Source organism: Pseudomonas sp. QTF5 (genome assembly GCF_000512695.2).
In the GTDB taxonomy this organism is placed as follows: Bacteria; Pseudomonadota; Gammaproteobacteria; order Pseudomonadales; family Pseudomonadaceae; genus Aquipseudomonas.
In genome coordinates, this window is the sequence record NZ_AZRW02000031.1 from 1 (window position 1) to 20,985 (window position 20,985).

The 20,985-nt window shown below is 60.3% G+C and carries 15 protein-coding genes; 6 read left to right on the forward strand and 9 right to left on the reverse strand.

Features of this window, described 5'->3' with window-relative positions:
- Positions 1–155: 155 nt before the first annotated feature.
- The 3 genes from IC37_RS21085 to IC37_RS21095 all read right to left on the reverse strand — a co-directional run bounded on the left by IC37_RS21085 (position 156) and on the right by IC37_RS21095 (position 3,421).
- Positions 156–1,601 carry a mechanosensitive ion channel family protein gene (locus IC37_RS21085; protein WP_030131491.1) on the reverse strand — a complete coding sequence of 482 codons (1,446 nt, stop codon included), beginning with the start codon at positions 1,599–1,601 and terminating at the stop codon, positions 156–158.
- Positions 1,602–1,800: 199 nt separating this feature from the next.
- Positions 1,801–2,427 carry an isochorismate family cysteine hydrolase YcaC gene (ycaC, locus tag IC37_RS21090; RefSeq protein WP_030131490.1) on the reverse strand — a complete coding sequence of 209 codons (627 nt, stop codon included), beginning with the start codon at positions 2,425–2,427 and terminating at the stop codon, positions 1,801–1,803.
- Between the two features lie 127 nt (positions 2,428–2,554).
- On the reverse strand, positions 2,555–3,421 hold the full coding sequence (locus tag IC37_RS21095) for a pirin family protein (RefSeq protein WP_030131489.1): 867 nt from the start codon (positions 3,419–3,421) through the stop codon (positions 2,555–2,557).
- Between the two features lie 105 nt (positions 3,422–3,526).
- Between IC37_RS21095 and IC37_RS21100 the strand changes: the two genes are divergently transcribed.
- On the forward strand, positions 3,527–4,435 hold the full coding sequence (locus IC37_RS21100; RefSeq protein ID WP_030131488.1) for a LysR substrate-binding domain-containing protein: 909 nt from the start codon (positions 3,527–3,529) through the stop codon (positions 4,433–4,435).
- A gap of 27 nt (positions 4,436–4,462) precedes the next feature.
- Here the strand turns inward: IC37_RS21100 and IC37_RS21105 are convergent, their stop codons facing one another.
- The 5 genes from IC37_RS21105 to IC37_RS21125 all read right to left on the reverse strand — a co-directional run bounded on the left by IC37_RS21105 (position 4,463) and on the right by IC37_RS21125 (position 11,120).
- Positions 4,463–7,702, reverse strand: a complete 3,240-nt coding sequence (locus IC37_RS21105) for a transporter substrate-binding domain-containing protein (protein WP_030131487.1) — start codon at positions 7,700–7,702, stop codon at positions 4,463–4,465.
- The gene (locus IC37_RS21110; protein ID WP_030131486.1) at positions 7,703–8,329 is read right to left on the reverse strand and encodes a response regulator transcription factor; all 627 of its coding nucleotides are present in this window, start codon (positions 8,327–8,329) and stop codon (positions 7,703–7,705) included.
- Between the two features lie 87 nt (positions 8,330–8,416).
- On the reverse strand, positions 8,417–8,851 hold the full coding sequence (locus IC37_RS21115) for a response regulator (RefSeq protein ID WP_051414867.1): 435 nt from the start codon (positions 8,849–8,851) through the stop codon (positions 8,417–8,419).
- Between the two features lie 158 nt (positions 8,852–9,009).
- Positions 9,010–10,347 carry a lysine N(6)-hydroxylase/L-ornithine N(5)-oxygenase family protein gene (locus tag IC37_RS21120; RefSeq protein WP_030131484.1) on the reverse strand — a complete coding sequence of 446 codons (1,338 nt, stop codon included), beginning with the start codon at positions 10,345–10,347 and terminating at the stop codon, positions 9,010–9,012.
- Between the two features lie 290 nt (positions 10,348–10,637).
- On the reverse strand, positions 10,638–11,120 hold the full coding sequence (locus IC37_RS21125; RefSeq protein ID WP_030131483.1) for a sigma-70 family RNA polymerase sigma factor: 483 nt from the start codon (positions 11,118–11,120) through the stop codon (positions 10,638–10,640).
- Between the two features lie 332 nt (positions 11,121–11,452).
- On the opposite strand from IC37_RS21125, the gene IC37_RS21130 reads away from it, so the two are divergent.
- From IC37_RS21130 to IC37_RS21140, 3 genes are read left to right on the forward strand one after another with little or no spacing between them, the layout of a single operon-like run.
- On the forward strand, positions 11,453–12,625 hold the full coding sequence (locus tag IC37_RS21130; RefSeq protein ID WP_030131482.1) for an efflux RND transporter periplasmic adaptor subunit: 1,173 nt from the start codon (positions 11,453–11,455) through the stop codon (positions 12,623–12,625).
- On the forward strand, positions 12,626–14,599 hold the full coding sequence (locus tag IC37_RS21135) for a MacB family efflux pump subunit (RefSeq protein ID WP_030131481.1): 1,974 nt from the start codon (positions 12,626–12,628) through the stop codon (positions 14,597–14,599).
- Positions 14,600–14,606: 7 nt separating this feature from the next.
- Positions 14,607–16,001, forward strand: a complete 1,395-nt coding sequence (locus tag IC37_RS21140) for an efflux transporter outer membrane subunit (protein WP_095920375.1) — start codon at positions 14,607–14,609, stop codon at positions 15,999–16,001.
- 294 nt (positions 16,002–16,295) lie between these two features.
- On the opposite strand, the gene IC37_RS21145 is transcribed toward IC37_RS21140, so the two are convergent.
- Positions 16,296–17,924 carry a hypothetical protein gene (locus IC37_RS21145; protein ID WP_030131479.1) on the reverse strand — a complete coding sequence of 543 codons (1,629 nt, stop codon included), beginning with the start codon at positions 17,922–17,924 and terminating at the stop codon, positions 16,296–16,298.
- Between the two features lie 326 nt (positions 17,925–18,250).
- Between IC37_RS21145 and pvdM the strand changes: the two genes are divergently transcribed.
- Complete coding sequence (gene pvdM / locus IC37_RS21150) at positions 18,251–19,621, forward strand: pyoverdine-tailoring dipeptidase-like protein PvdM (protein ID WP_030131478.1); 1,371 nt, start codon at positions 18,251–18,253, stop codon at positions 19,619–19,621.
- The gene (locus IC37_RS21155; RefSeq protein WP_030131477.1) at positions 19,618–20,898 is read left to right on the forward strand and encodes an aminotransferase class V-fold PLP-dependent enzyme; all 1,281 of its coding nucleotides are present in this window, start codon (positions 19,618–19,620) and stop codon (positions 20,896–20,898) included. The genes pvdM and IC37_RS21155 overlap by 4 nt, the downstream gene beginning before the upstream one ends.
- Positions 20,899–20,985: the final 87 nt, after the last annotated feature.

The following is a 20,985-nucleotide window of genomic DNA, read 5'->3' on the forward strand; positions in this document are numbered from 1 at the left end:
GAGCCCCCTGCGAAAGCTTAGTGGGCGATCGCAGAGGGCGGCGGGGGTAGCCATTTCATTATTAGATCTTCAGTGAACACAAGTTTTGTGTCCGGCAAAAATCAAGTGTGGGAGCGGGCTTGCTCGCGAAGGGGCCGGAACAGGCAGCCAACACATCAGCCGCTACGACTGCGCAACCACTGCAAAAACCCCTTCTTCGCCACCACCTTAGGCACTTCCTGAATCAGCGTCTGAGCCGTATGCATACGGAAATCCAGCAAGGCCTTCATCGCTTCGTTGATGTCATGGCGAGCATCCAGGCACGGTTTGAGGTATTCCTTCTCGATGCGATAAAGCGTGCAAAAAGTCTTGGCCGAAAAGTCGGCGAGCGCCGATTCATCGGAAAGAATCCCGGCCTCGCCGATCACCTCACCCGGCCCCATGCGCCCGGCCTCGAACTTTTTGCCACCGCGACTCAGCGCCACTGACACCACACCAGACTCGATGATGAACAGATGATCGCTGACCTCCCCCGCCGGCAGGATCATTTCGCCTGCGCGGAAGGTTTGCAGCTTCATGTTCTGGCTAAAGGTTTCTTTCTCCTCCTGACGCAGGGTCGAGAAGATGTTCGAGCTGTCCAGCAGCGCTCGCGGCCGGGACAGGATGGCAGGCGCGCTGGGTTCGACGCTCGACAACAGGCTGACACCGGACGCCTGCAAATGCCGGAATGCCAGATCGAATAGCAGATTACGCACCATGCGCTTCTGATCCATGGAGACCACGAAGCCGCTGATTTCGTATTCCACGCCGGTGCTGCCGGAGCTTTTCAACGACACGCTCGGCGCCGGTTTGGCCAACAGGAAGCGGCACCCTTGCATGGCCCGCTCCAGTGCATCAATCACCGTTTGCGGACGAGCATGGGGGCTGACTTGCAAGCTGATCGACACCCCGAAAATGTCACTGGGCCGGCTGAAGTTGACGATCTTGGCTTTGGCCGCCAGGGAGTTGGGAATTACCGCCATGCTGCCTTGCGCGGTTTGCAGGCGCGTGGCACGCCAGTCGATATCGGTGACCCGGCCTTCGGTGCCGTCGATGGAGATCCAGTCATCCAGTTGATAGGGTTTGGTGGTGTTCAGGACGATTCCGGAGAACACGTCGCTAAGGGTGCTTTGCAAGGCCAGGCCGACGATGATCGCCAACGCGCCGGACGTTGCCAGCACGCCCTTGACCGGCAATTCGAGTACGTACGCCAGGGCGGCGATGACCGCGATCAGGAAAATCACTGCGCCGAGCAGATCCTGCAGCAAACGCCCGGTGTGCCCGACCCGTTGCATCATCACCGCGCCGATCAATACCGTCAGGGTGCGCGCGGCGAACAGCCACCAGCCAATTTGCAAACCGGTCGCCGCCAGGTGCAACGGCACATTATCGGCCCAGGGCGCCGGTTCCATGGGGTTCAAGCCTTCGTTGAACAGCAGCACGCTGAACAGCGAAAAAATCACCAGCCGCACCGCCAGTTTCCAGTTGCTGCCGCTGGCGGTGATCAAACGCCACAGCCCCAGATCGATCAGGATCAGAATCAGCGCGCTGAGCAACGGGTGATCGGTGAGCAGTGACAGCATCAAGCAACTCCAGCAAGGGTAATGGCGCGAAGATCTCACAGATTGTAGGAGCTGGCGAAGCCTCCGATCGACAAAACACCACAAAACCAATGTGGAAGCGGGCTTGCTCGCGAAAACGGTGTAACAGTCAACGTTATTGTTGAATGTTAAGCAGCCTTCGCGAGCAAGCCCGCTCCCACATTAGATAGATGTTGCCGGGTTACTTGGCGTTGGTCAGGGTGTTGTAGCTGGTCATCAGATTGCGGTAGTCCGGGATGTGGTTGGAGAACAGGGTCGCCAGACCTTCCACGTCGTTGCGCCAGTCGCGATGCAGTTCACAGGCCAGGCCGAACCAGGTCATCAACTGGGCACCGGAGGACGACATGCGATCCCACGCCGATTGACGGGTCAATTCGTTGAAGGTGCCGGAAGCATCGGTCACCACGAACACCTCAAAGCCTTCGGCCAGGGCCGACAGCGCCGGGAATGCCACGCAGACTTCGGTCACCACACCGGCGATGATCAGTTGTTTCTTGCCGGTGGCTTTGATCGCCTTGACGAAGTCTTCGTTATCCCAGGCATTGATCTGGCCTGGGCGCGCGATGTACGGCGCATCCGGGAACAACTCTTTGAGTTCCGGTACCAGCGGACCGTTGGGGCCGGTTTCGAAACTGGTGGTCAGAATCGTCGGCAGCTTGAAGTACTTGGCCAGGTCGGCCAGGGCCAACACGTTGTTTTTGAAACGATCCGGATCGATGTCGCGCACCAGAGAAAGCAGACCCGCCTGATGATCCACCAGCAGAACGGCGGCGTTATCTTTGTCGAGACGTTTGTAGGAAGTAGTCATGGAGTAATCCTCGCTTTTTATCGATGCCGAACGGGCCGGCGTAAGTGAACTCTGTTTTTTCGTTTAAACGTGGCCAGGCAAGCGTAGTCAGGCAAGCCCGGCACGTCACAGCGTTACAACATTGATTTCAACCGGGCATCCGACCGAAGCGGCCGGACTGGAAGTCAGCAAAGGCCTGGTGAATCTCCTGCTCGCTGTTCATCACGAATGGGCCATGGCCGACAATCGGTTCGTCGATTGGCTCGCCGCTGAGCAGCAGCACCACAGCGTCGTTATTGGCTTGCAGGCTGAGCTGATTGCCATTGCGCTCGAACAACGCCAACTGCCCTTCGCGCACCAGTTCCGGGCCGTTGACCTGAACCGTGCCGCGCAGCACCACCAGTGCGGTGTTGCGTCCTTCGTGCAAATCCAGGGTCAGCAACTTGCCGGCCTTCAAGCGAACGTCCCACAAGTCGATCGGCGTGAAAGTCCGCGCCGGGCCTTTGTGGCCGTCGAATTCACCGGCGATCAAGCGCAGACTGCCAGCGTTGTTCTTGAGCGGGAGGCTCGGGATATCACCGTCGAGAATCGTCTGGTAACCGGGCTCGGCCATCTTGTCCCTGGCCGGCAGGTTGACCCACAGCTGCACCATTTCCAGGGTGCCGCCGCTCTTGGCGAAACCTTCGGAGTGGAACTCTTCATGAAGAATCCCCGAGGCCGCGGTCATCCATTGCACGTCGCCGGGGCCGATCTTGCCGCCGCTGCCGGTGGAGTCGCGGTGTTCCACTTCGCCCTTGTAAACAATAGTCACGGTTTCGAAACCACGGTGCGGATGCTGACCAACGCCACGACGCTCGGTGGTCGGGGTGAATTCGGTCGGACCGGCGTGATCCAGCAGCAGAAACGGGCTGATGTGTTTGCCCAGGTTGTCGTAGGAAAACAGCGTGCGTACCGGAAAACCGTCGCCGACCCAATGGGTTCGTGGGCTGGTGTAGATACCGATGATGTTTTTCATCTTTTCCTCCAAATCTGTTGTGTGACGCGATGGACAAAGCTTAAAACCACGACCTTTACTGCGCTAGACTGCAAAAATCAGCCTTAGCGTTCTATTTGGAGAACGATGGTGGAAGACCTCAATACCCTGTACTACTTCACTCAGGTGGTGGAACACCGCGGTTTCGCCCCGGCCGGGCGCGCGCTGGACATGCCCAAATCCAAGCTCAGCCGACGCATTGCCGAGCTCGAAGAACGCCTTGGCGTGCGGCTGCTGCACCGCACCAGCCGGCATTGCTCGTTGACCGAAATCGGCCAGGCTTATTACCAGCGTTGCCTGGCCATGCGGGTGGAAGCCGAAAGCGCTGCGGAGCTGATCGAACGCAATCGTTCCGAACCCCAGGGCCTGGTGCGCATCAGTTGCCCGACCGCGCTGTTGAATTCCTGGGTCGGGCCGATGCTGACCCGCTACATGCTCAAATACCCGTTGGTGGAGTTGTTCATCGAAAGCACCAACCGCCGGGTCGATCTGATCCACGAAGGGTTCGATATCGCGCTGCGAGTGCGCTTTCCACCGCTGGAAAACACCGACATGGTGATGAAGGTGCTGGGCAACAGCACCCAATGCCTGGTGGGCAGTCCGGCGTTTGCGCAGCGTTTGTCGTCACCGGCCACGCCGGCTGATCTCAGCGGTCTGCCAAGCGTGCATTGGGGTGGCGCGCAGCGTGAATATCAGTGGGAATTGTTCCGTGCCGACGGTGCCAGCGCGCTGATTCGTCATACGCCTCGAATGGTTACTGACGACTTGCTGGCCTTGCGTCACGCGGTGCTCGCCGGCATCGGCATCGCCCACCTGCCCAACGTAGTGGTGCGTGATGAGATTGCCGCCGGACGACTGGTGGAACTGATTCCGGGCTGGACACCCAAGTGCGGGATCGTGCATGCGATCTTCCCCTCACGACGCGGATTGTTGCCGTCGGTGCGGACCTTGATCGACTTTCTCGGGGAGGAGTTCAGTCACAGTGACATCGCTTGAGGCAGGCGATAGACGGGAGATCAGGCCTCAACCCTGCTCAAGACTGTGGTCCAGGCGCGTCATGGCTTGATGCAACTGATCGACGGCTGCGTCAATCAGTGCGGCATCGCCCTTGCCACATGCACGCTCCAGTTGTTCGCAACACTCGACCAGGCTCAGCGCCCGGACCATCTGCGCCCCGCCCTTGATGCGATGTGCCAGGTCCTGCAAGCCGTGGTGATTGCCGCTGGCATGTTCTTGCAGCAGGCGTTCGCGATCATCGCGGTTGGTCACGGCCAGGTCGTGCAACAGTTGGGTGATCAGTTCATAGTCGGCCCCTGTGTATCGCTGCAGCCCGCTTAAATCGATTTCGACCATGGAAAGCCCTTCGGTCGCGCCTGCCGGTTCGCTGGAAAATCTCGTGGCCAACCATGCACTCAGGTCGACCAATCGAATCGGTTTGAACAGGCAATCGTCCATACCTGCTTCAATACAACGGGTTTTCACCTCGGGTTGCGCATTGGCGGTGAAGCCCAGAATCACTGTCGGTTGCCCCACTTCAAACCGTTCCTCATCGCGGATCGCACCCGCCAGTTCATAACCGCTGACCACCGGCATGTTGCAGTCGGTGATGACCAGATCGAAGGTGTGTTCACGCCATTGCTTGAAACCTTGCTGACCATCCTCCGCGACCCGAACGTGGTGCCCCAAATAACTCAGTTGCCGCGAAAGCAACAACCGATTAGCCGGGTAATCATCGACCACCAGAATCGTCAGAGGGCGGATCTTTATCTGTGATTCATTCTCCGACATTTCAATGACGGGCATCGTGTGCAATGCGACCAGTTCAAGGCTGATGTCCACCCGGGTGCCACACCCCAGAAGGCTGTCGAGCTGCAAACGCCCCCCCATCATTTCGCACAACGTGCGGCTGATCGCCAGCCCCAGACCGGAACCCTGTCGGCCTGATTGCTGACTGTTCCCGGCCTGCACGAAAGGGCTGAACAGTCGTTGCTGGTCAAAGGCGCTGATGCCGATGCCGCTGTCCTCGATGCGCACACTGACCACGAGACGGTCAGGCGGCGCGGGCACAATCCGTACGCTCAGACTGACCTCGCCTTCGTGGGTGAACTTGATTGCATTGCTCAATAGATTGGACAGCACCTGTTTGAAACGCGTGGGGTCGATCAGCACATCACGGTCGCTGTGCTCGTCCAGTTCGACCCGCCACTGCAGATTCTTCTGCCGTGCCAGGCCTTCAAAGACCCGGCACACCGACACTACCAGCGCCTGCAAATTGGCCCGCTCCGGCGACAGCGACAGATGCCCGGACTCGATACGGGCGATGTCCAGAATGTCGCCGATCAATGCCAGTAACTGCTGCCCGGCATTTGACGCCACCTCGATGGCCGCGCGGTCGGTAATGCCCTCGTCTGCCCGTTTCAGCGCCAGTTCAAGCATGCCGAGCAGTGCATTCATCGGCGTGCGGATCTCATGGCTCATGGTGGCCAGGAACGTGGTCTTGGCCCGGTTGGCATCGTCGGCGGCGTCCTTGGCGTCCTGCAATTGTTTGAGCCACTGCTGACGCTGACGAATCTGCCGACGCTGCCAGACGATCCAGGCCAGGGCGAGCAGCAACAAGGCGCCAGCCACGACGAAGGCCTGGAGAATTTGCTGGCGATGACGCAGCCAGTAGCTTTCCTCCAGCATCAGGTCATTGCGCCAATACTGAGTCATCTCGTCGATCTCTTCGGGGGCGATACTGAGCAGCGCCTTGTCCAGTATCGAATGCAGCTCGGGGGCGTCCCGACCGGTCGCCAGCGTGCTGCGAGCGGGATCGACGCCAACGGTGCTTGTCACTTGCAGACGACTGCGATACAGCCGGGAAATCATGTAGCGGGCGCCGATCAACGAATTGATACCGCCGTCAGCCTTACCCTGGGCGACCATTTCCATCGCATCTGCCGTCAACGGTGCATTGACCAGCCGGATCTGCGGAAAATGCTGACGGATGAATTCGCCGGCACTGTTGCCTTGAGTGACGGCCAGTGTTTTGCCGGCCATGTCATCAAGCGTCATGGGGCTGCCCGGCTCTGCGCGAGTCACCAGTACATTCGGGCTGGTCAGAAACGGGCGAGTGAACTGCAACTCGGCTTCACGTTCGATGCTGGGGCTGATTCCTGCCACCAGATCGACCTGCCCGGTCCTGATCCACTCGAACATTTCAGCGACGGACTTTGTCGGTCGTATGTCGAACGTCAAGCCTGTGCGCAGGCTGATTTTCTCCAATACATCAGCGCCAATACCGCGAAACCTGCCTTCGCTGTCGAAGAAGGAAATCGGCATCAGATTTTCATTGATCGCTACCCTCAAATGCGGATGCTGCTTGAGCCAATGCTGCTCGGTCACACTGAAATGCAATGGCTGAGTGCCCGAAATAGAGGCGCCTGCGCCTCCCCAGCGGCGCAAGATATTCATTTGTTCATTGGTCGTGATCGCCGTCAGCGCCTGGTTGACGATACGCAGCAACCGGCGATTTTCGCTGACCATGGCAAAGGCAAAACGGCCAGGCTCCATGGCAGAGAAATCAGCCAGCTGGACGTTGTTCAGGTAGTTTTTGCTGATCAGGTAATGGGCGCTGATCGCATCGCCCAGATAGACATCCGCCTGACCGAACGCCACGGCCCCCACCGCCCCCAGCGTCGAAGGAAAGAGCTCGACCCGTGCCTCGGGATAAAACTGCTGCACGTATTGCTCGGGCAAGTAGTGATACAGCATCGCCAGGCGCTTGCCGGCCAGTGCCGGGGTCAGCGTTTGATGCGAATCGGTGCGGGTCACCAGTACCGGTTGATCTACGGCATAGGCGCTGGACTTCTGTAGCAGCGGATCCTGTGCCTCATAACTATTAGCCGTTCCCAGCAGGTCAGCCGTCCCTTGTTTGAGCGCCTGGACTGCCTCTTCTCGCGACCCGTAGCGTTGAACGTCGATCTCCACCTGCAAGAGCTGTTTGAGCAAACCGGCGTAGTCCGCCGTAACCCCCTCCAACGCATGGCCCGTGGTAGTGATGTCGAAGGGGGGATAATCCGGGGCAGAGACGGCAAGCACCAACCGGCCCTTTTGCTGCAGCCAGCGTGAATCGGCCTCCGACAGCTTGACCGTAGACCCTTGCGCGTAGGAACGACCCAGCAATGTCAAGGTTTGCGGCTGGGCACTGCCATACGACACCCATAGGCCAAGTCCCAGCAACAGCAAGCTTTTCAGGCAGCGCAAGGGTCGGAGGGCGTTCATTCAGATCAGATGATTGCGTCGGGCAAGATCACGCAGATGCACCGACGATTCCACGTTGAGTTTTCCGATCAAACGGGTTTTGTAGGTACTGACGGTCTTGTGGCTCAAATGCATGGTGTCAGCGATGTCCTTGTTGCTCACGCCCCGTGCCAGATGCTGGAAGATCGTCAATTCGCGGTCCGACAGATTGTCGATCATCTGCTTTTCGCTGCGCTGCAACATGCTCGATGACACTGAACTCGAGGGCAGCTGCGTGAAATAGGTGTATCCCCTCATCACGGCGTGCACGGCTTTGTGCAGATGCTGCAGATCGTTAGTCTTGGCGACATAGGCCGAGGCACCGGCTCGCATGCATCGATCCTGATAAAACATCGGCTCCTGGGACGTGAAGACCACAATGCAACACCGCACCTCGCCAGCCTTAATCCGTGCCAGCACATCCAGCCCGTCGAGGGACGGAATGTTGAGATCCAGCACCACCAGTTCAGGCTTGTGTTCGCGAATCATCGGCAAGACTTCATTACCGCTGGAGGCTTCGTAGATGTGTTTGTATCCCTCAAGCTTGAGTACGATTTTGACTGCGCTGCGAATCACCGGATGATCGTCCACAACCAACGCTGACTTCATGGCAACTCCCTAGGCAAAAACACGACGATCAGCACTCATTGCCCATGGGCAAGGTCCGGATTAGACGCAGTAGCTGCGCATAGACTCTTACATGGAAAACCGGACTGAACTACCTGACAGAAATGATAGTTCCGACGAACGGTCCTGCGGATCAACGAACGCCATCAAACGTTGAATTGATGCGAGGTCAGGCAACAAGACGTGACTGATCTGAATCTTCTGCTGCCCCCCGGCCGGAAGCGGTGGCAACCAAGCCTGCTGGCCGTCGTAGATCAGCACACGCTCCAGTTGCCGGTTATCGAGGCAGTAACCCACCAAGTCCAGATCCCCACCCGCCAGCGCGGCATCGATGACCAACAGATCGAAGGGTTCGCGACCGTACTCCACCAGGGTCAGCAACTCTTCCAGGCTTTGCACCGGCGCTACCCGGTAATAACCGAGCTGGTTGAACCAGCGCTCGATTCTCAGCCGGTTAAAGTGTTGTTCGTCAGCGATCAGGATGCGTAAGGACTTGTTCGACAATGGCGCCCCCCTGAAGGGTGTCAGATTAATGAGGGCGCAAGGCTACGGAAGACCTCCCAGGCTTTCTGTAGGACTTTTCTGAAATACCGTACCCCTTTCGGACACGGTCCTGTAGTAGGCGTGGCGGCAGCTGTGATCTTTTCAGGAGCGACTCAATATCAGCTCGCCGTGGCCAACAATAAATCCATCACCGACCGACCATGCCCACGCGACTTGCCATGGTCATACAACGAACCGGCAATTTCATCGGCGCGGATTGGCAGGATCGACAGCAAGGTGTCGCTCAAGCCGTGGCTGGCCTGGCAGAAGCCCTGCATATAGATGCCGGCCTTGCAGCGCTCGTCGGTGATCAGTTTGTAGTTGCGATCGACCTCGAAATCACCCAGGTACTGTTCCAGCGGCGCCAGCAGTTTGCGGTGCATCTGACGCTCGTAACCGGTGGCCAGCACCACGGCATCGTAATGGCGAACCGTGACTTCACCGGTGGCGTTATTGCGCACCGCCAGCTCGATACCCCGCTCGGTGGCGGTGGCTTTTCCGATAGTAGTCAAAGTACGGAACGCGTGGCGCGCGATGCCCGAGACTTTCTGCCGGTAGAAGATGCCGTAGATGCGTTCGATCAGGTCGATGTCCACCACTGAATAGTTGGTGTTGTGGTACTCGTTGACCAGGCGCTCGCGTTCGCTGCTGGCTTGCTGGAACACCAGGTCGGTGAACTCAGGCGAGAACACTTCGTTGACGAAGGGGCTGTCATCGGCCGGCTTCAGGGCCGAGCCGCGCAGGATCATGTCCACCTGCACCGACGGGAAGCTGTCGTTCAGGTCGATGAAGGCTTCCGCCGCGCTCTGCCCGCCGCCGATGATCGCGATGCTCATCGGTTGGTTGTTCACGCACGGCTGCTTGGCCATGCGCTCCAGGTACTGGGAGTGGTGGAACACCCGGCCGTCATCCTTGAGTGCCTTGAACGCTTCGGGAATGCGCGGTGTACCGCCGGCGCTGACCACTACCGAACGGGTAGTGCGCACATGCTGCTGGCCTTGCGTATCACGCGAGATCACCCGCAGCGCTTCAACCTGCTGGTGGTGCAGCACCGGCTCGATAGCCAGCACTTCCTCGCCGTAGCGGCTCTGCTCGGCAAATTGCCCGGCGACCCAGCGCAGGTAGTCGTTGTACTCCATGCGGCACGGATAGAAGGTGCCGAGGTTGATGAAGTCCACCAGACGACCGTGGTGCTTGAGGTAGTTGACGAAGGAATACGGGCTGGTCGGGTTGCGCAGCGTCACCAGGTCCTTGAGAAAGGAAATCTGCAGTTCGCTCTGGGTGACCAGGGTATTGCCGTGCCAGCGGTAGTCCGCTTGCTTGTCGAGAAACAGCACATCCAGCTCGCCCTGGCTCGGCCCGCGCTCTTGCAGGGCGATGGCCAGAGCCAGGTTCGAAGGGCCGAAACCGACGCCGATCAGGTCGTGAACGATGGGCGATGCAATTGCCTGTGTCATTTCCAGTGTCCTCTGGATGAACCCCGGAGCAGCGGGGATAAAGCCTGGGTGACCTGACCGGCCTTTGGCGGCAGCAGATCGTCTGTTGAATAGGAACGAGGACAATGAAAAAAAATTTAACGCCCCTTAGGCGCAATGCCAGTTAGTTAAGCGAAATCCCTGTGGGAGCGGGCTTGCTCGCGAAGACGGCGGAACAGTAAACATTGATGTCGCCTGACACACCGCTTTCGCGAGCAAGCCCGCTCCCACAGGTTCCGCGGCTTAACTGGCTGGCATTGCGCCTAGGCCGATCAGTGGGCGTCCCACTGGCGCATGCGCACCCGGCAATGCTTCATGGCATTGACGATGTGCTTTTCCACCAGCGCCCGGGAAATACCCAGGTGCTCGGCGATTTGCGGGTGCGACAAGCCGTCGATCTTGCGCAGAAGAAAACTCTCGCGACACAGCCGTGGCAACTCCGCCAGTGCGCGCTGGAGCATGTCCAGGCGTTGACCGTGATCGATACTGTTGTGGGGGGATGGCGTGAAGTAGCGTTCTTCGCTGTCGAGCACGTCCAGGGATTCGACCTGACGCAAGGCATTGCGGCGATGGTCGTCGATCACCAGATTGAGCGCGGTGCGATAGAGAAACGCCCGGGGTTGTTCGATCGGCGTGTCACTGGAACGCTCCAGCACCCGCAGATAAGCGTCATGCACCACATCTTCGGCCACCTGACGGTTGCCTAGCTTGGCGTTCAGGAAACACACCAGCTCGCGATAGTAGTTTTCCAACATGACTCCCGGCCGCAACGGGTGCGGTTTCTATCCTTGAACCAGATCCGCGACCGCCAGGCAGGCAGTGGCACGATGGTGGCAGTTTCGAGCGTGTAATTTATAGTAATTCTCATATAGATTTAAAGCGCTGTTTCTATTTGCTTGATAAATAGTGCTGTCCTATACCTGTAACCCTTGCTCGTAACTCGATATGTCCACGCTTAAATTCCCCGCCGCCTTCATCGTTTACAGGACAGCTCCCCGTGTCTGTCGGCCCTCCGACAGCGTTCGGCTGTCGCCAGATTTGCGCGTCAGCTGAACGACGGGCCGATTCCTATTGGCCGGAACCCTGCATGAAACGTCCCCGTCACACCCGACGCGCCCTGCTTGTAGCCCTTTGTCTGATCCCCGTTATCGCCGTCGCGGCCTGGCAGGTTCTGCCTCCCGGTCGAGATCGGTTCGCCACGGTCCAGGTCGCTCGCGGCGACATTGAAAGCAGCGTCACGGCCTTGGGGACCCTGCAACCGCGGCGGTATGTCGATGTCGGCGCCCAGGCCTCGGGGCAGATTCAAAAGATTCATGTGGAGGTCGGTGATGTGATCAAGGAAGGCCAGTTGCTGGTGGAAATAGACCCTTCCACCCAGCAGGCCAAACTCGACGCCGGGCGTTTTTCCATCGACAACCTCAAGGCGCAGCTTCAGGAGCAGCGGGCACAACACGATCTGGCCCGGCAGAAATATCGACGCCAACAGAACCTCGCCGTCGGCGGTGCCACACGCGACGAAGATGTGCAAACGGCCCAGGCCGAACTGCGTACAACCCAGGCGCGCATCGACATGTTCGAGGCACAGATCCGCCAGGCCCAGGCCAGCCTGCGCAGCGATCAGGCCGAACTCGGCTATACGCGCATTTACGCACCGATGAGCGGAACGGTCGTCGCCCTCGACGCCCGGGAAGGCCAGACCCTCAACGCCCAGCAGCAAACGCCACTGATCCTGCGCATCGCCAAACTGTCGCCCATGACAGTCTGGGCCGAGGTCTCGGAGGCTGATATCGGACACGTCAAACCCGGAATGACCGCCTGGTTCACCACGCTCAGTGGCGGCAATCGGCGCTGGAGCAGCACGGTCCGGCAGATCTTGCCGATACCGCCCAAACCGCTGGATCAGACCAGCCGCGGCGGCGGCAGCCCCTCCAGTTCCAATAAAAGCGGCACTGCCCGCGTGGTGCTGTACACGGTGCTGCTGGACGTCGACAACGCCGACAACGCGCTGATGGCGGAAATGACCACCCAAGTGTTCTTCGTTTCCAATCAGGCAAAAAACGTCCTTACCGCGCCGGTCGCGGCCTTGCAGGGCGGCCCGCAAGCGGACAGTCAATCGGCTCGAGTCGTCGCCCAAAACGGCGACATCGAGCAACGCACTGTGCGCACCGGCATCAGCGATCGCCTGAAAGTACAGATCCTCGACGGACTGGACGACGGCGATCACCTGTTGATCGGCCCCGTCGACGGCAGCGGAGGCTGAATGCAAACGCCTCTGATCGACCTGCAAGACATTCGTAAATCCTACGGCGGCGGCGACGCGCCGCAAGTCCATGTATTGCGCGGCATCGACCTGTCGATCCATGCCGGGGAATTCGTGGCCATCGTCGGCGCTTCCGGCTCCGGCAAATCGACGCTGATGAACATCCTCGGCTGCCTCGACCGGCCGACGTCCGGCGAGTATCTGTTCGCCGGTGAAAACGTCGCCCGACTTGATAGCGATGAACTGGCCTGGCTGCGCCGCGAAGCGTTCGGTTTCGTGTTTCAGGGTTACCACCTGATTCCGTCCGGCTCCGCCCAGGAAAACGTCGAGATGCCGGCGATCTACGCCGGCACTCCGGCGACCGAGCGCCATGCCCGCGCCGCCGCCCTGCTCGATCGTCTCGGCCTGGCGTCGCGCACCGGCAACCGTCCGCATCAGCTCTCCGGCGGCCAGCAGCAACGGGTGTCCATCGCCCGCGCGTTAATGAACGGCGGCCACATCATTCTCGCCGACGAACCCACCGGCGCCCTCGACAGCCACAGTGGCGCCGAGGTCATGGCGCTGCTCGACGAACTGGCGAGCCAGGGCCACGTGGTGATCCTCATCACCCACGACCGCGACGTGGCGGCGCGGGCCAAACGCGTCATCGAAATTCGTGACGGCCTGATCATCAGCGACAGCGCCCGCGACAACCCCGCCGCCCAGACCTCAGCCAATCCCGGTGCGCTGCAGGCGGTGGACTTACGCAAGCGGCTGACCGAAGGCGCCGAGGCCACCGGCGCCTGGAAAGGCGAACTGGTCGATGCCATACACGCGGCCTGGCGGGTGATGTGGATCAATCGCTTCCGCACCGCCCTGACGCTGTTGGGGATCATCATCGGCGTCGCCTCGGTGGTGGTGATGCTGGCCGTCGGCGAAGGCAGCAAGCGTCAGGTGATGGCGCAGATGGGGGCATTCGGCTCGAACATCATTTACCTCAGCGGCTCCGCCCCCAACCCGCGCACTCCGCCGGGCATCGTGACCCTCGATGACGTCGCGGCGCTGGCCAGCCTGCCGCAGGTCATGCGGATCATGCCGGTCAATGGCGCGCAGGCCGGAGTGCGTTTCGGCAACCTCGACCACCTGAGTTATGTCGGCGGCAATGACACCAATTTTCCAGCGATTTTCAACTGGCCGGTGGTTCAGGGCAGTTACTTCACCGAGGCCGATGAACACAACGCGGCGGCGGTCGCAGTGATCGGCCATAAAGTTCGTACCAAGCTGCTCAAGGATGTCGCCAACCCGATCGGCCAATACATCCTGATCGAGAACGTGCCCTTTCAGGTCGTGGGCGTGCTCGCGGAAAAAGGCGCCAGCTCCGGCGACTCCGACAGCGACAACCGGATCGCCGTGCCCTACTCGGCGGCCAGTGTCCGGCTGTTCGGCACCCAAAACCCCGAATACGTGACCATTGCCGCGGCCGATGCGCGCAAGGTCAAAGAAACCGAAAAAGCCATCGAGCAGTTGATGCTGCGCCTGCACAACGGCAAACACGATTTCGAACTCACCAACAATGCCGCGATGATTCAAGCCGAAGCCCGCACGCAGAATACGCTGTCGCTGATGCTCGGTTCGATTGCGGCGATTTCGCTGCTGGTGGGCGGTATCGGGGTGATGAACATCATGCTCATGACCGTGCGCGAACGCACCCGGGAGATCGGTATCCGTATGGCCACCGGAGCCCGTCAACGCGACATTCTGCGCCAGTTCCTTACCGAAGCGGTGATGCTCTCGGTGGTCGGCGGGATCGCCGGCATCGCCCTGGCGCTGATCGTCGGTGGCGTATTGGTGCTCAGCGAAGTCGCGGTCGCTTTTTCCCTGGCGGCCGCCATCGGCGCGTTCGCCTGTGCACTGATCACCGGCGTTGTCTTCGGCTTCATGCCGGCCCGCAAAGCTGCCCGGCTCGACCCGGTCACGGCCCTTACCAGTGAATGATCGATCTATGAAACCGCAACTGAGCCTGTTGACCCTTTGCCTGTTACTCGGCGCCTGCAGCCACCCCGCTCCGCGCCCGGACAGCGGCATTCAACCCCCGCCGGCCTGGCAATCACCACACCGCGAAAGCGCTTCCCAAGCGAATCGGCAATGGTGGACGCAGTTTGGCAGCCCGCAGCTCGATCGCCTGATCGAACAGGCCCGCGTCGGCAGCTATGATCTGGCCGCCGCCATCGCCCGGGTGCGCCAGGCTCAGGCCGACACGGTGATTGCCGGCGGCTCGCAGTTACCAGAGGTCACGGCCGGCATGAACGCCAACCACCAGAGACTGCTGCGCGGCAACGGTTACCGCCAACTCGATGCCAGCAGCAGCGACAAAGCCGTGGACTACTTTGACGCCAGCCTCAGCGCCAGTTACGAAATCGACTTCTGGGGCGGCAAACATGCGTCCCGAAACAGTGCGCAGTTCGGGCTGCGCGCCAGCGAGTTCGATCAGGCTACGGTTGAGTTGACCTTGCTCAGCGGGGTTGCCGACAGCTACGCGCAAACCTTGGCGCTGGGTGAACAAAGTCGCATTGCCGAGCTGAACCTGGCCAACGCACAGAATGTCCTGAAACTGGTGCAGACCCGTTTTGATTCGGGTTCGGCCACCGCACTGGAACTGGCGCAACAGAAAAGTCTGGTGGCGGCGCAACAACGGCAACTGCCGCTGATTCGACAGCAAGCCGAGGACGCCCTGATCAGCCTCGCCGCCCTCCTTGGCCGGCCGGTCCAGCAACTGCCGCCCAGCCAGGAGTCCTTCGATCAACTGCAGTGGCCTGCCATCGGGGCCGGGCTGCCCAGCGAACTGCTCAGCCGCCGCCCGGACATCGCCCGGGCCGAAGCGCAGTTGGCCGCCGCCCAGGCCAACGTCACTGTCGCTCGCGCCGCGATGCTACCCGCCGTGACCCTGAGCGCCAACATCGGCTCGGGTGCCAACACGGCCAACGATATTCTGCGCAACCCGTTCTACAACCTCACCGCCGGGCTGGTCGCACCGATCTTCAACAACGGCCGCCTCGGCGCTGAGCGCGACAAGGCCACGGCCCGTCAACAAGAGCTCCTGGAAACCTATCGAGGCGCGATCATCAACGGGTTTGCCGACGTCGAAAAAGCCCTCAACAGCATTCGCGGCCTGGAGCAACAGCGGGAGTGGCAACGCGAAGAACTGAACCAGGCGCAGACCGCGTTCAACATTGCGCAAAGTCGCTATCAGGCCGGAGCCGAGGATTTGCTGACGGTGCTGGAAACACAGCGCACGTTGTATGCGGCGCAGGATTCGAATGTGCAACTGCGGTTGTCGAGGTTGCAGGCGAGCATTGCCTTGTACAAGGCGTTGGGTGGGGGGTGGCAGGTGCTTTGATCGAGGTTATCTGTGACCCAAAACTTCGAACCGAACACTGTCTTTGTGGCGAGGGAGTCCGCCCAGCCTGCGATGAGGCTGCGCTGTCGCGCAGAGAACATGCCGATAAATCGGCAAATAAATTTATCTTTAAAATCAATGAGATAAATTTTGTTCTATAAGAGCTTGCTCCCGCTCGACTGCGCAGCAGTCGCAAAACCTGTGCATTCGGTGTGCCTGACACTATGTGATTGCAGGTTTCAGGGCCGCTTCGCGACCCAGCGGGAGCAAGCTCCCTCGCCACAAGTGCCTGGCTTACGACCTCAGCGGCTTGACCTTCAGATTCCGCGCATACCACGGCCGTTGCGGCACGCGACGGAACAGCTTGGCGAGTTTCTTTTCGTCAGTGCCAAAGGTGATACGCAGCGCCAGCTTCATGGTTTCCGGGTCCATTTCCACCGACTTGCCGACCTGTAATCCCGGCGTGGTGCTGCAACCGTGGGTGCTCGGGCCGAGCCACGGATCATCGACTTCAACCCAGCGCCCCGGGGCGAACCAGGGCACGCCATTGACCTCAAGCCGACTGACTTCCCCCGGATGGAAACGCTCATGGGCGCGGAACCAGTCTTCCAGACGATCGTCGATCCAGCCGTGGAAGTGCCAGAACACCGGGTTCACATGAGAGGAAAACGGGTCACCGAGGAAGTCGTTTTCCGGCGCATACCAACGCGCGGAAAAGTCCGCCGGATCCCGGGCAAAAGGCACCGGTTGACCGTTGGAGGGATCGCGTGGCACCGAGGCCCAGCGCATGTGCAGCCAGTCGTGCAGGCCTAGCTCGATCTCGGAACCGAACTGCCCCAGGGTCAGCTTCGACAGATAACGCGGATCGCTGTAGCGCGATTCCCAAACCTGGAAATTACTGTGATAGGTCTCGGCCGTCTTGATGTCGCTGACCCACCGGGTGTACTCGGTGTCTTCGGCGGCCAGCCAGGTGGGCGGCAGCGCCGTGCCATCGTGATTGTCGAAATAGCGGGCAAAACCCTGGCGGTCGCGTTCAAGTTCCGGCTGCGGCATCGGGAAGCTCGGCCAGGACGGCAGGTCCTGCATCGAGCGCGCAGTGCCAAGCATGTGCCGATGCATGAAGAAAAAATCCACCCCCGAGCCATTACGGTCTTTGCGCGACCCACGGGCATCGCGCTCCTCGCCCCGCGGGCCCGGTTGCCAACCGATACCACGCAAGGCACCGCGCTGGTCTTCGGAGAGTTTGTGCCATTTGTCCCGCGTGGCATGCCAGAGCTGGTGGAACAAGCGGTGTTCGGGGGAAACCAGCCACGCCAGTAACGGTGGATTCAGACCGACACGCTCGCGGGCTTCGGGAAACAGCCGTTTACGCGCGACAAATCGATTGTCCAGTTCCGGCAAGCCGAGCGGGCGATCCAGACGCAGAATCCGCCCGCTGAGCGTGCCACTACCGGCATTGCCGAAATCAGCCCAGACCTCATCGAGCGTGACCGCCAGTTCATAGGCCGGTGCGCCGTTGGCCGATCGTGTATCGACCAGGCGCCAGTACAGCTTACTGGCGTCGGGCGAAACCAGATCGCCGATCACCCGGTAACGCGGCTCGGCTTCGCCACGTAATTGCTGCGCCGTATCGAGGCAACCACGCAGGCCGCGGCCGCGCTGGGCGATGTCGAGAAACAGTTCCAGCCCGCTCTGCGACAAACCGTCGAAACCCGCTTGCGAACCTTCGAAACGGATATCCCAGATCCCTCGCAGCGAGTCGGCCAACTGCTGACCCGCGGTGTCCGCCAGGTCGACGGTCGCTTCGCCGGGGGTGATCGTCGGGTCCGGCTTCGTCCACTCACGATGCCCATAATAAGCCGCCGGCACGGCAGCGCCGGTCAGCGCCAGGCCTGCCATGAACCATCGTCGAGAAATCGTCATTGCCCTACCTGTGTCAGCCATGAAGCAGGCTTTATCCAAGCTAGAACGTTTGTTGGGTGGGGAAATTTAAGCGTGCCAAACACAATCCCCTGTGGCGAGGGAGCTTGCTCCCGCTCGGCTGCGAAGCAGTCGTAAAATCTGTCAGCGTGGTTTTCAGTCATACCGCGGTGGCAGGTTTTTGGACCGCTCCGCACTCCAGCGGGAGCAAGCTCCCTCGCCACGAGGCATCGCACAAGGCCCTAATTTTTTCTGCCAGCCACTCGTTCCTCCCAGATAGCAAAGGCCCCTGCGCCCGCACCGGGGCGGCGAACCTGACTGAGATGGCAATGACAAAACCAAGTTCGAAAAAGGCTCTTTACATCGGCCTGCCGCTGGCCCTGGCGATCACCGCCAGCGCAGGCTTCGCGGTCTGGTATTACGGGTTCAAGGACAACCTCGGTTACCCGCTCAAGGTGATGAAACAGGCCGACGAGTTGCACGAGCGCATGCTCTCCTTCGACAGCCACATCAGCCTGATGCAGAACTTCGGCACGCGAGGCAACGAAGCCGACAAGGACGGCAAGGGCCAGTTCGACCTGGTCAAGGCCAACCGTGGGCACCTGTCCGGCGCGGCCCTGACGATTTTCGGCTGGCCCGAACTGTGGAATGGCGCCAACGCGCCGCACCGGCCCACCGCCGGTTTCGTCGAAGAGGCACGCAACCAGCAGGAGATCCGCTACAAGATTATTTCCGGCATGGTCCGCGACTTTCCCAATCAGGTCGCCATTGCCTACACCCCCGACGATTTCCGTCGTTTGCACGGTGAAGGCAAGTTCGCGATTTTCATCAGCATGCTCAATGCCTACCCGCTGGGCCATGACCTGAAGCTGCTGGACCTGTGGACGGCGCGCGGCATGCGCATGTTCGGCTTCAGCTACATCGGCAATAACGACTGGGCCGACTCTTCGCGTCCCTTGCCGTTTTTCAACGATTCGCCAGACGCCCTCGACGGCCTCTCGGACCTGGGCAAGCAAGCGGTGCATCGCTTGAATGACCTGGGAGTGATCATTGACGTGTCGCAAATGTCGAGCAAAGCCCTGGAGCAAGTCGCGCATTTGAGCCGCACGCCGATGGTCGCTTCGCACTCGGCGCCACGGGCGATGGTCGATATCCCGCGCAACCTCAGCGACAAGGAACTGCAGCTGATCAAGAACAGCGGCGGCGTGGTGCAGGTGGTCGGTTTCTCCCAATACCTGCGACCGCTGACCCAGACCACCCAGGACAAACTCAACGAACTGCGCCAACAGTTCGACCTGGCACCGCTGCCGAACCTCGCCATGGCGTTGATGCCGGGTGATCCGGTCATCGCCGCCTGGTCCGAGAAAAAATTCGGCCAGTACGCCAGCCGTCTCTACGCGATTCTCGAAGAAGAACCCAAGGCCACCCTCAAGGACCTCGGTGACGCCATCGACTACACGGTGCGAAAAATCGGCATCGACCATGTCGGCATCAGCTCCGACTTCAACGAAGGTGGCGGGGTCAAGGGTTGGAACAACGTCGGTGAAATTCGCAATGTCACCGCGGAGCTGATCTCGCGCGGCTACTCCGAAGCAGACATTGCCAAGCTCTGGGGCGGCAACTTCCTGCGGGTCTGGGACCAGGTGCAGAAAGCCGCCAAGCCAGCGCTGATTTCACAACAAGGCACGAGCAAACCATGAGCGATCGTCGCACCTTTCTGAAACAGGCCGGGATCTTCGCCGCCGGCCTGCCCCTGACTGCCGGCCTGCACAACGTCGCCAGCGCCACGCCCCTGCCCTCGCTGCCGCGGGACAAATGGGCGCAACTGCGGCAGCTGTTCGACCAGGATCCGGATTACCTGCACTTCTCCAACTTCCTGATCACCTCGCACCCCAAACCGGTACGCGAAGCGATCGAGATGCACCGTGCCGCCCTCGATAAAAACCCTGGGCTTGCCATGGACTGGGACCTGGGTGTCATCGAGCAGCGCGAAGAAGAGGTGCGCGTCTGGGCGGCTCGTTACCTGCAAGCCAATGCCAAACAGATCGCGCTGACCGGCAGCACCACCGAAGGCCTGGCGATGATTTACGGCGGCGTTCATGTGCGCCCGGACCAGGAAATCCTCACCACCGCCCACGAGCATTACGCGACCCATACGATCCTCAATCTGCGCACCCAACGGGACGGCACCCGGGTGCGCAAGATCAGGCTGTTCAAGGATCCGCAGGCGGCCTCCAAAGCCGAGATCCTTGCGTCGATCGACCAGAACATCAAACCCGAAACCCGTGTACTGGGCATGACCTGGGTGCACTCCGGCAGCGGCGTGAAACTGCCGATCGCGCAAATCGGCGCCTTGGTGGACAAGCACAACCGCCACCGCAGCGAGCAGGACCGCATCATTTATCTGGTCGACGGCGTGCATGGTTTTGGTGTCGAGGATTTGAGTTTCCCGGCCATGAACTGCGATTTTTTCATCGCCGGCACGCACAAATGGATGTTCGGCCCCCGCGGTACGGGCATCGTTTGCAGCCGCAGTGAAGAGGTCAAATACGTCACGCCGATCATCCCGACCTTCTCCGAAGCCACGGCGTTCTCCACCACCATGACGCCGGGTGGCTACCACTCGTTCGAGTACCGCTGGGCGCTGAACGAAGCCTTCAAACTGCATTTGCAATTGGGCAAGGCCGATGTTCAGGCACGTATCCATGCCCTGAACAGCTACATGAAAAAACGCCTGCAAGCGCACCCTCGGATCGAACTGGTCACGCCCCTGAGCCCCGAGTTGTCGTCCGGCTTCAGCTTCTTCCGGGTCAAGGGTCAGAGCAGCGACAAGATCGCCACCTGGCTGATGCAAAACCGGGTGATCGCCGATGCCGTGGAGCGCGACGTGGGCCCGGTGATCCGCACGGCGCCGGGGCTGCTCAACACTGAAGCCGAAGTCGACCGCTTCATGGCGCTGCTCGACACACAGCTCTGATCCCAACCCCATGATGAATGTGGGAGCGGGCTTGCTCGCGAAGACGGCGGCACAGTCAACATTGATGTCGCCTGACACACCGCTTTC

What these genes read in the sequence shown, in the direction of transcription:
- IC37_RS21085 (WP_030131491.1), bottom strand. Translation starts at nt 1,601, where the DNA reads ATGCTGTCACTGCTCACCGATCACCCGTTGCTCAGCGCGCTGATTCTG.
- ycaC (WP_030131490.1), bottom strand. Translation starts at nt 2,427, where the DNA reads ATGACTACTTCCTACAAACGTCTCGACAAAGATAACGCCGCCGTTCTG.
- IC37_RS21095 (WP_030131489.1), bottom strand. Translation starts at nt 3,421, where the DNA reads ATGAAAAACATCATCGGTATCTACACCAGCCCACGAACCCATTGGGTC.
- IC37_RS21100 (WP_030131488.1), top strand. Translation starts at nt 3,527, where the DNA reads ATGGTGGAAGACCTCAATACCCTGTACTACTTCACTCAGGTGGTGGAA.
- IC37_RS21105 (WP_030131487.1), bottom strand. Translation starts at nt 7,702, where the DNA reads ATGAACGCCCTCCGACCCTTGCGCTGCCTGAAAAGCTTGCTGTTGCTG.
- IC37_RS21110 (WP_030131486.1), bottom strand. Translation starts at nt 8,329, where the DNA reads ATGAAGTCAGCGTTGGTTGTGGACGATCATCCGGTGATTCGCAGCGCA.
- IC37_RS21120 (WP_030131484.1), bottom strand. Translation starts at nt 10,347, where the DNA reads ATGACACAGGCAATTGCATCGCCCATCGTTCACGACCTGATCGGCGTC.
- IC37_RS21125 (WP_030131483.1), bottom strand. Translation starts at nt 11,120, where the DNA reads ATGTTGGAAAACTACTATCGCGAGCTGGTGTGTTTCCTGAACGCCAAG.
- IC37_RS21130 (WP_030131482.1), top strand. Translation starts at nt 11,453, where the DNA reads ATGAAACGTCCCCGTCACACCCGACGCGCCCTGCTTGTAGCCCTTTGT.
- IC37_RS21135 (WP_030131481.1), top strand. Translation starts at nt 12,626, where the DNA reads ATGCAAACGCCTCTGATCGACCTGCAAGACATTCGTAAATCCTACGGC.
- IC37_RS21140 (WP_095920375.1), top strand. Translation starts at nt 14,607, where the DNA reads ATGAAACCGCAACTGAGCCTGTTGACCCTTTGCCTGTTACTCGGCGCC.
- IC37_RS21145 (WP_030131479.1), bottom strand. Translation starts at nt 17,924, where the DNA reads ATGACGATTTCTCGACGATGGTTCATGGCAGGCCTGGCGCTGACCGGC.
- pvdM (WP_030131478.1), top strand. Translation starts at nt 18,251, where the DNA reads ATGACAAAACCAAGTTCGAAAAAGGCTCTTTACATCGGCCTGCCGCTG.
- IC37_RS21155 (WP_030131477.1), top strand. Translation starts at nt 19,618, where the DNA reads ATGAGCGATCGTCGCACCTTTCTGAAACAGGCCGGGATCTTCGCCGCC.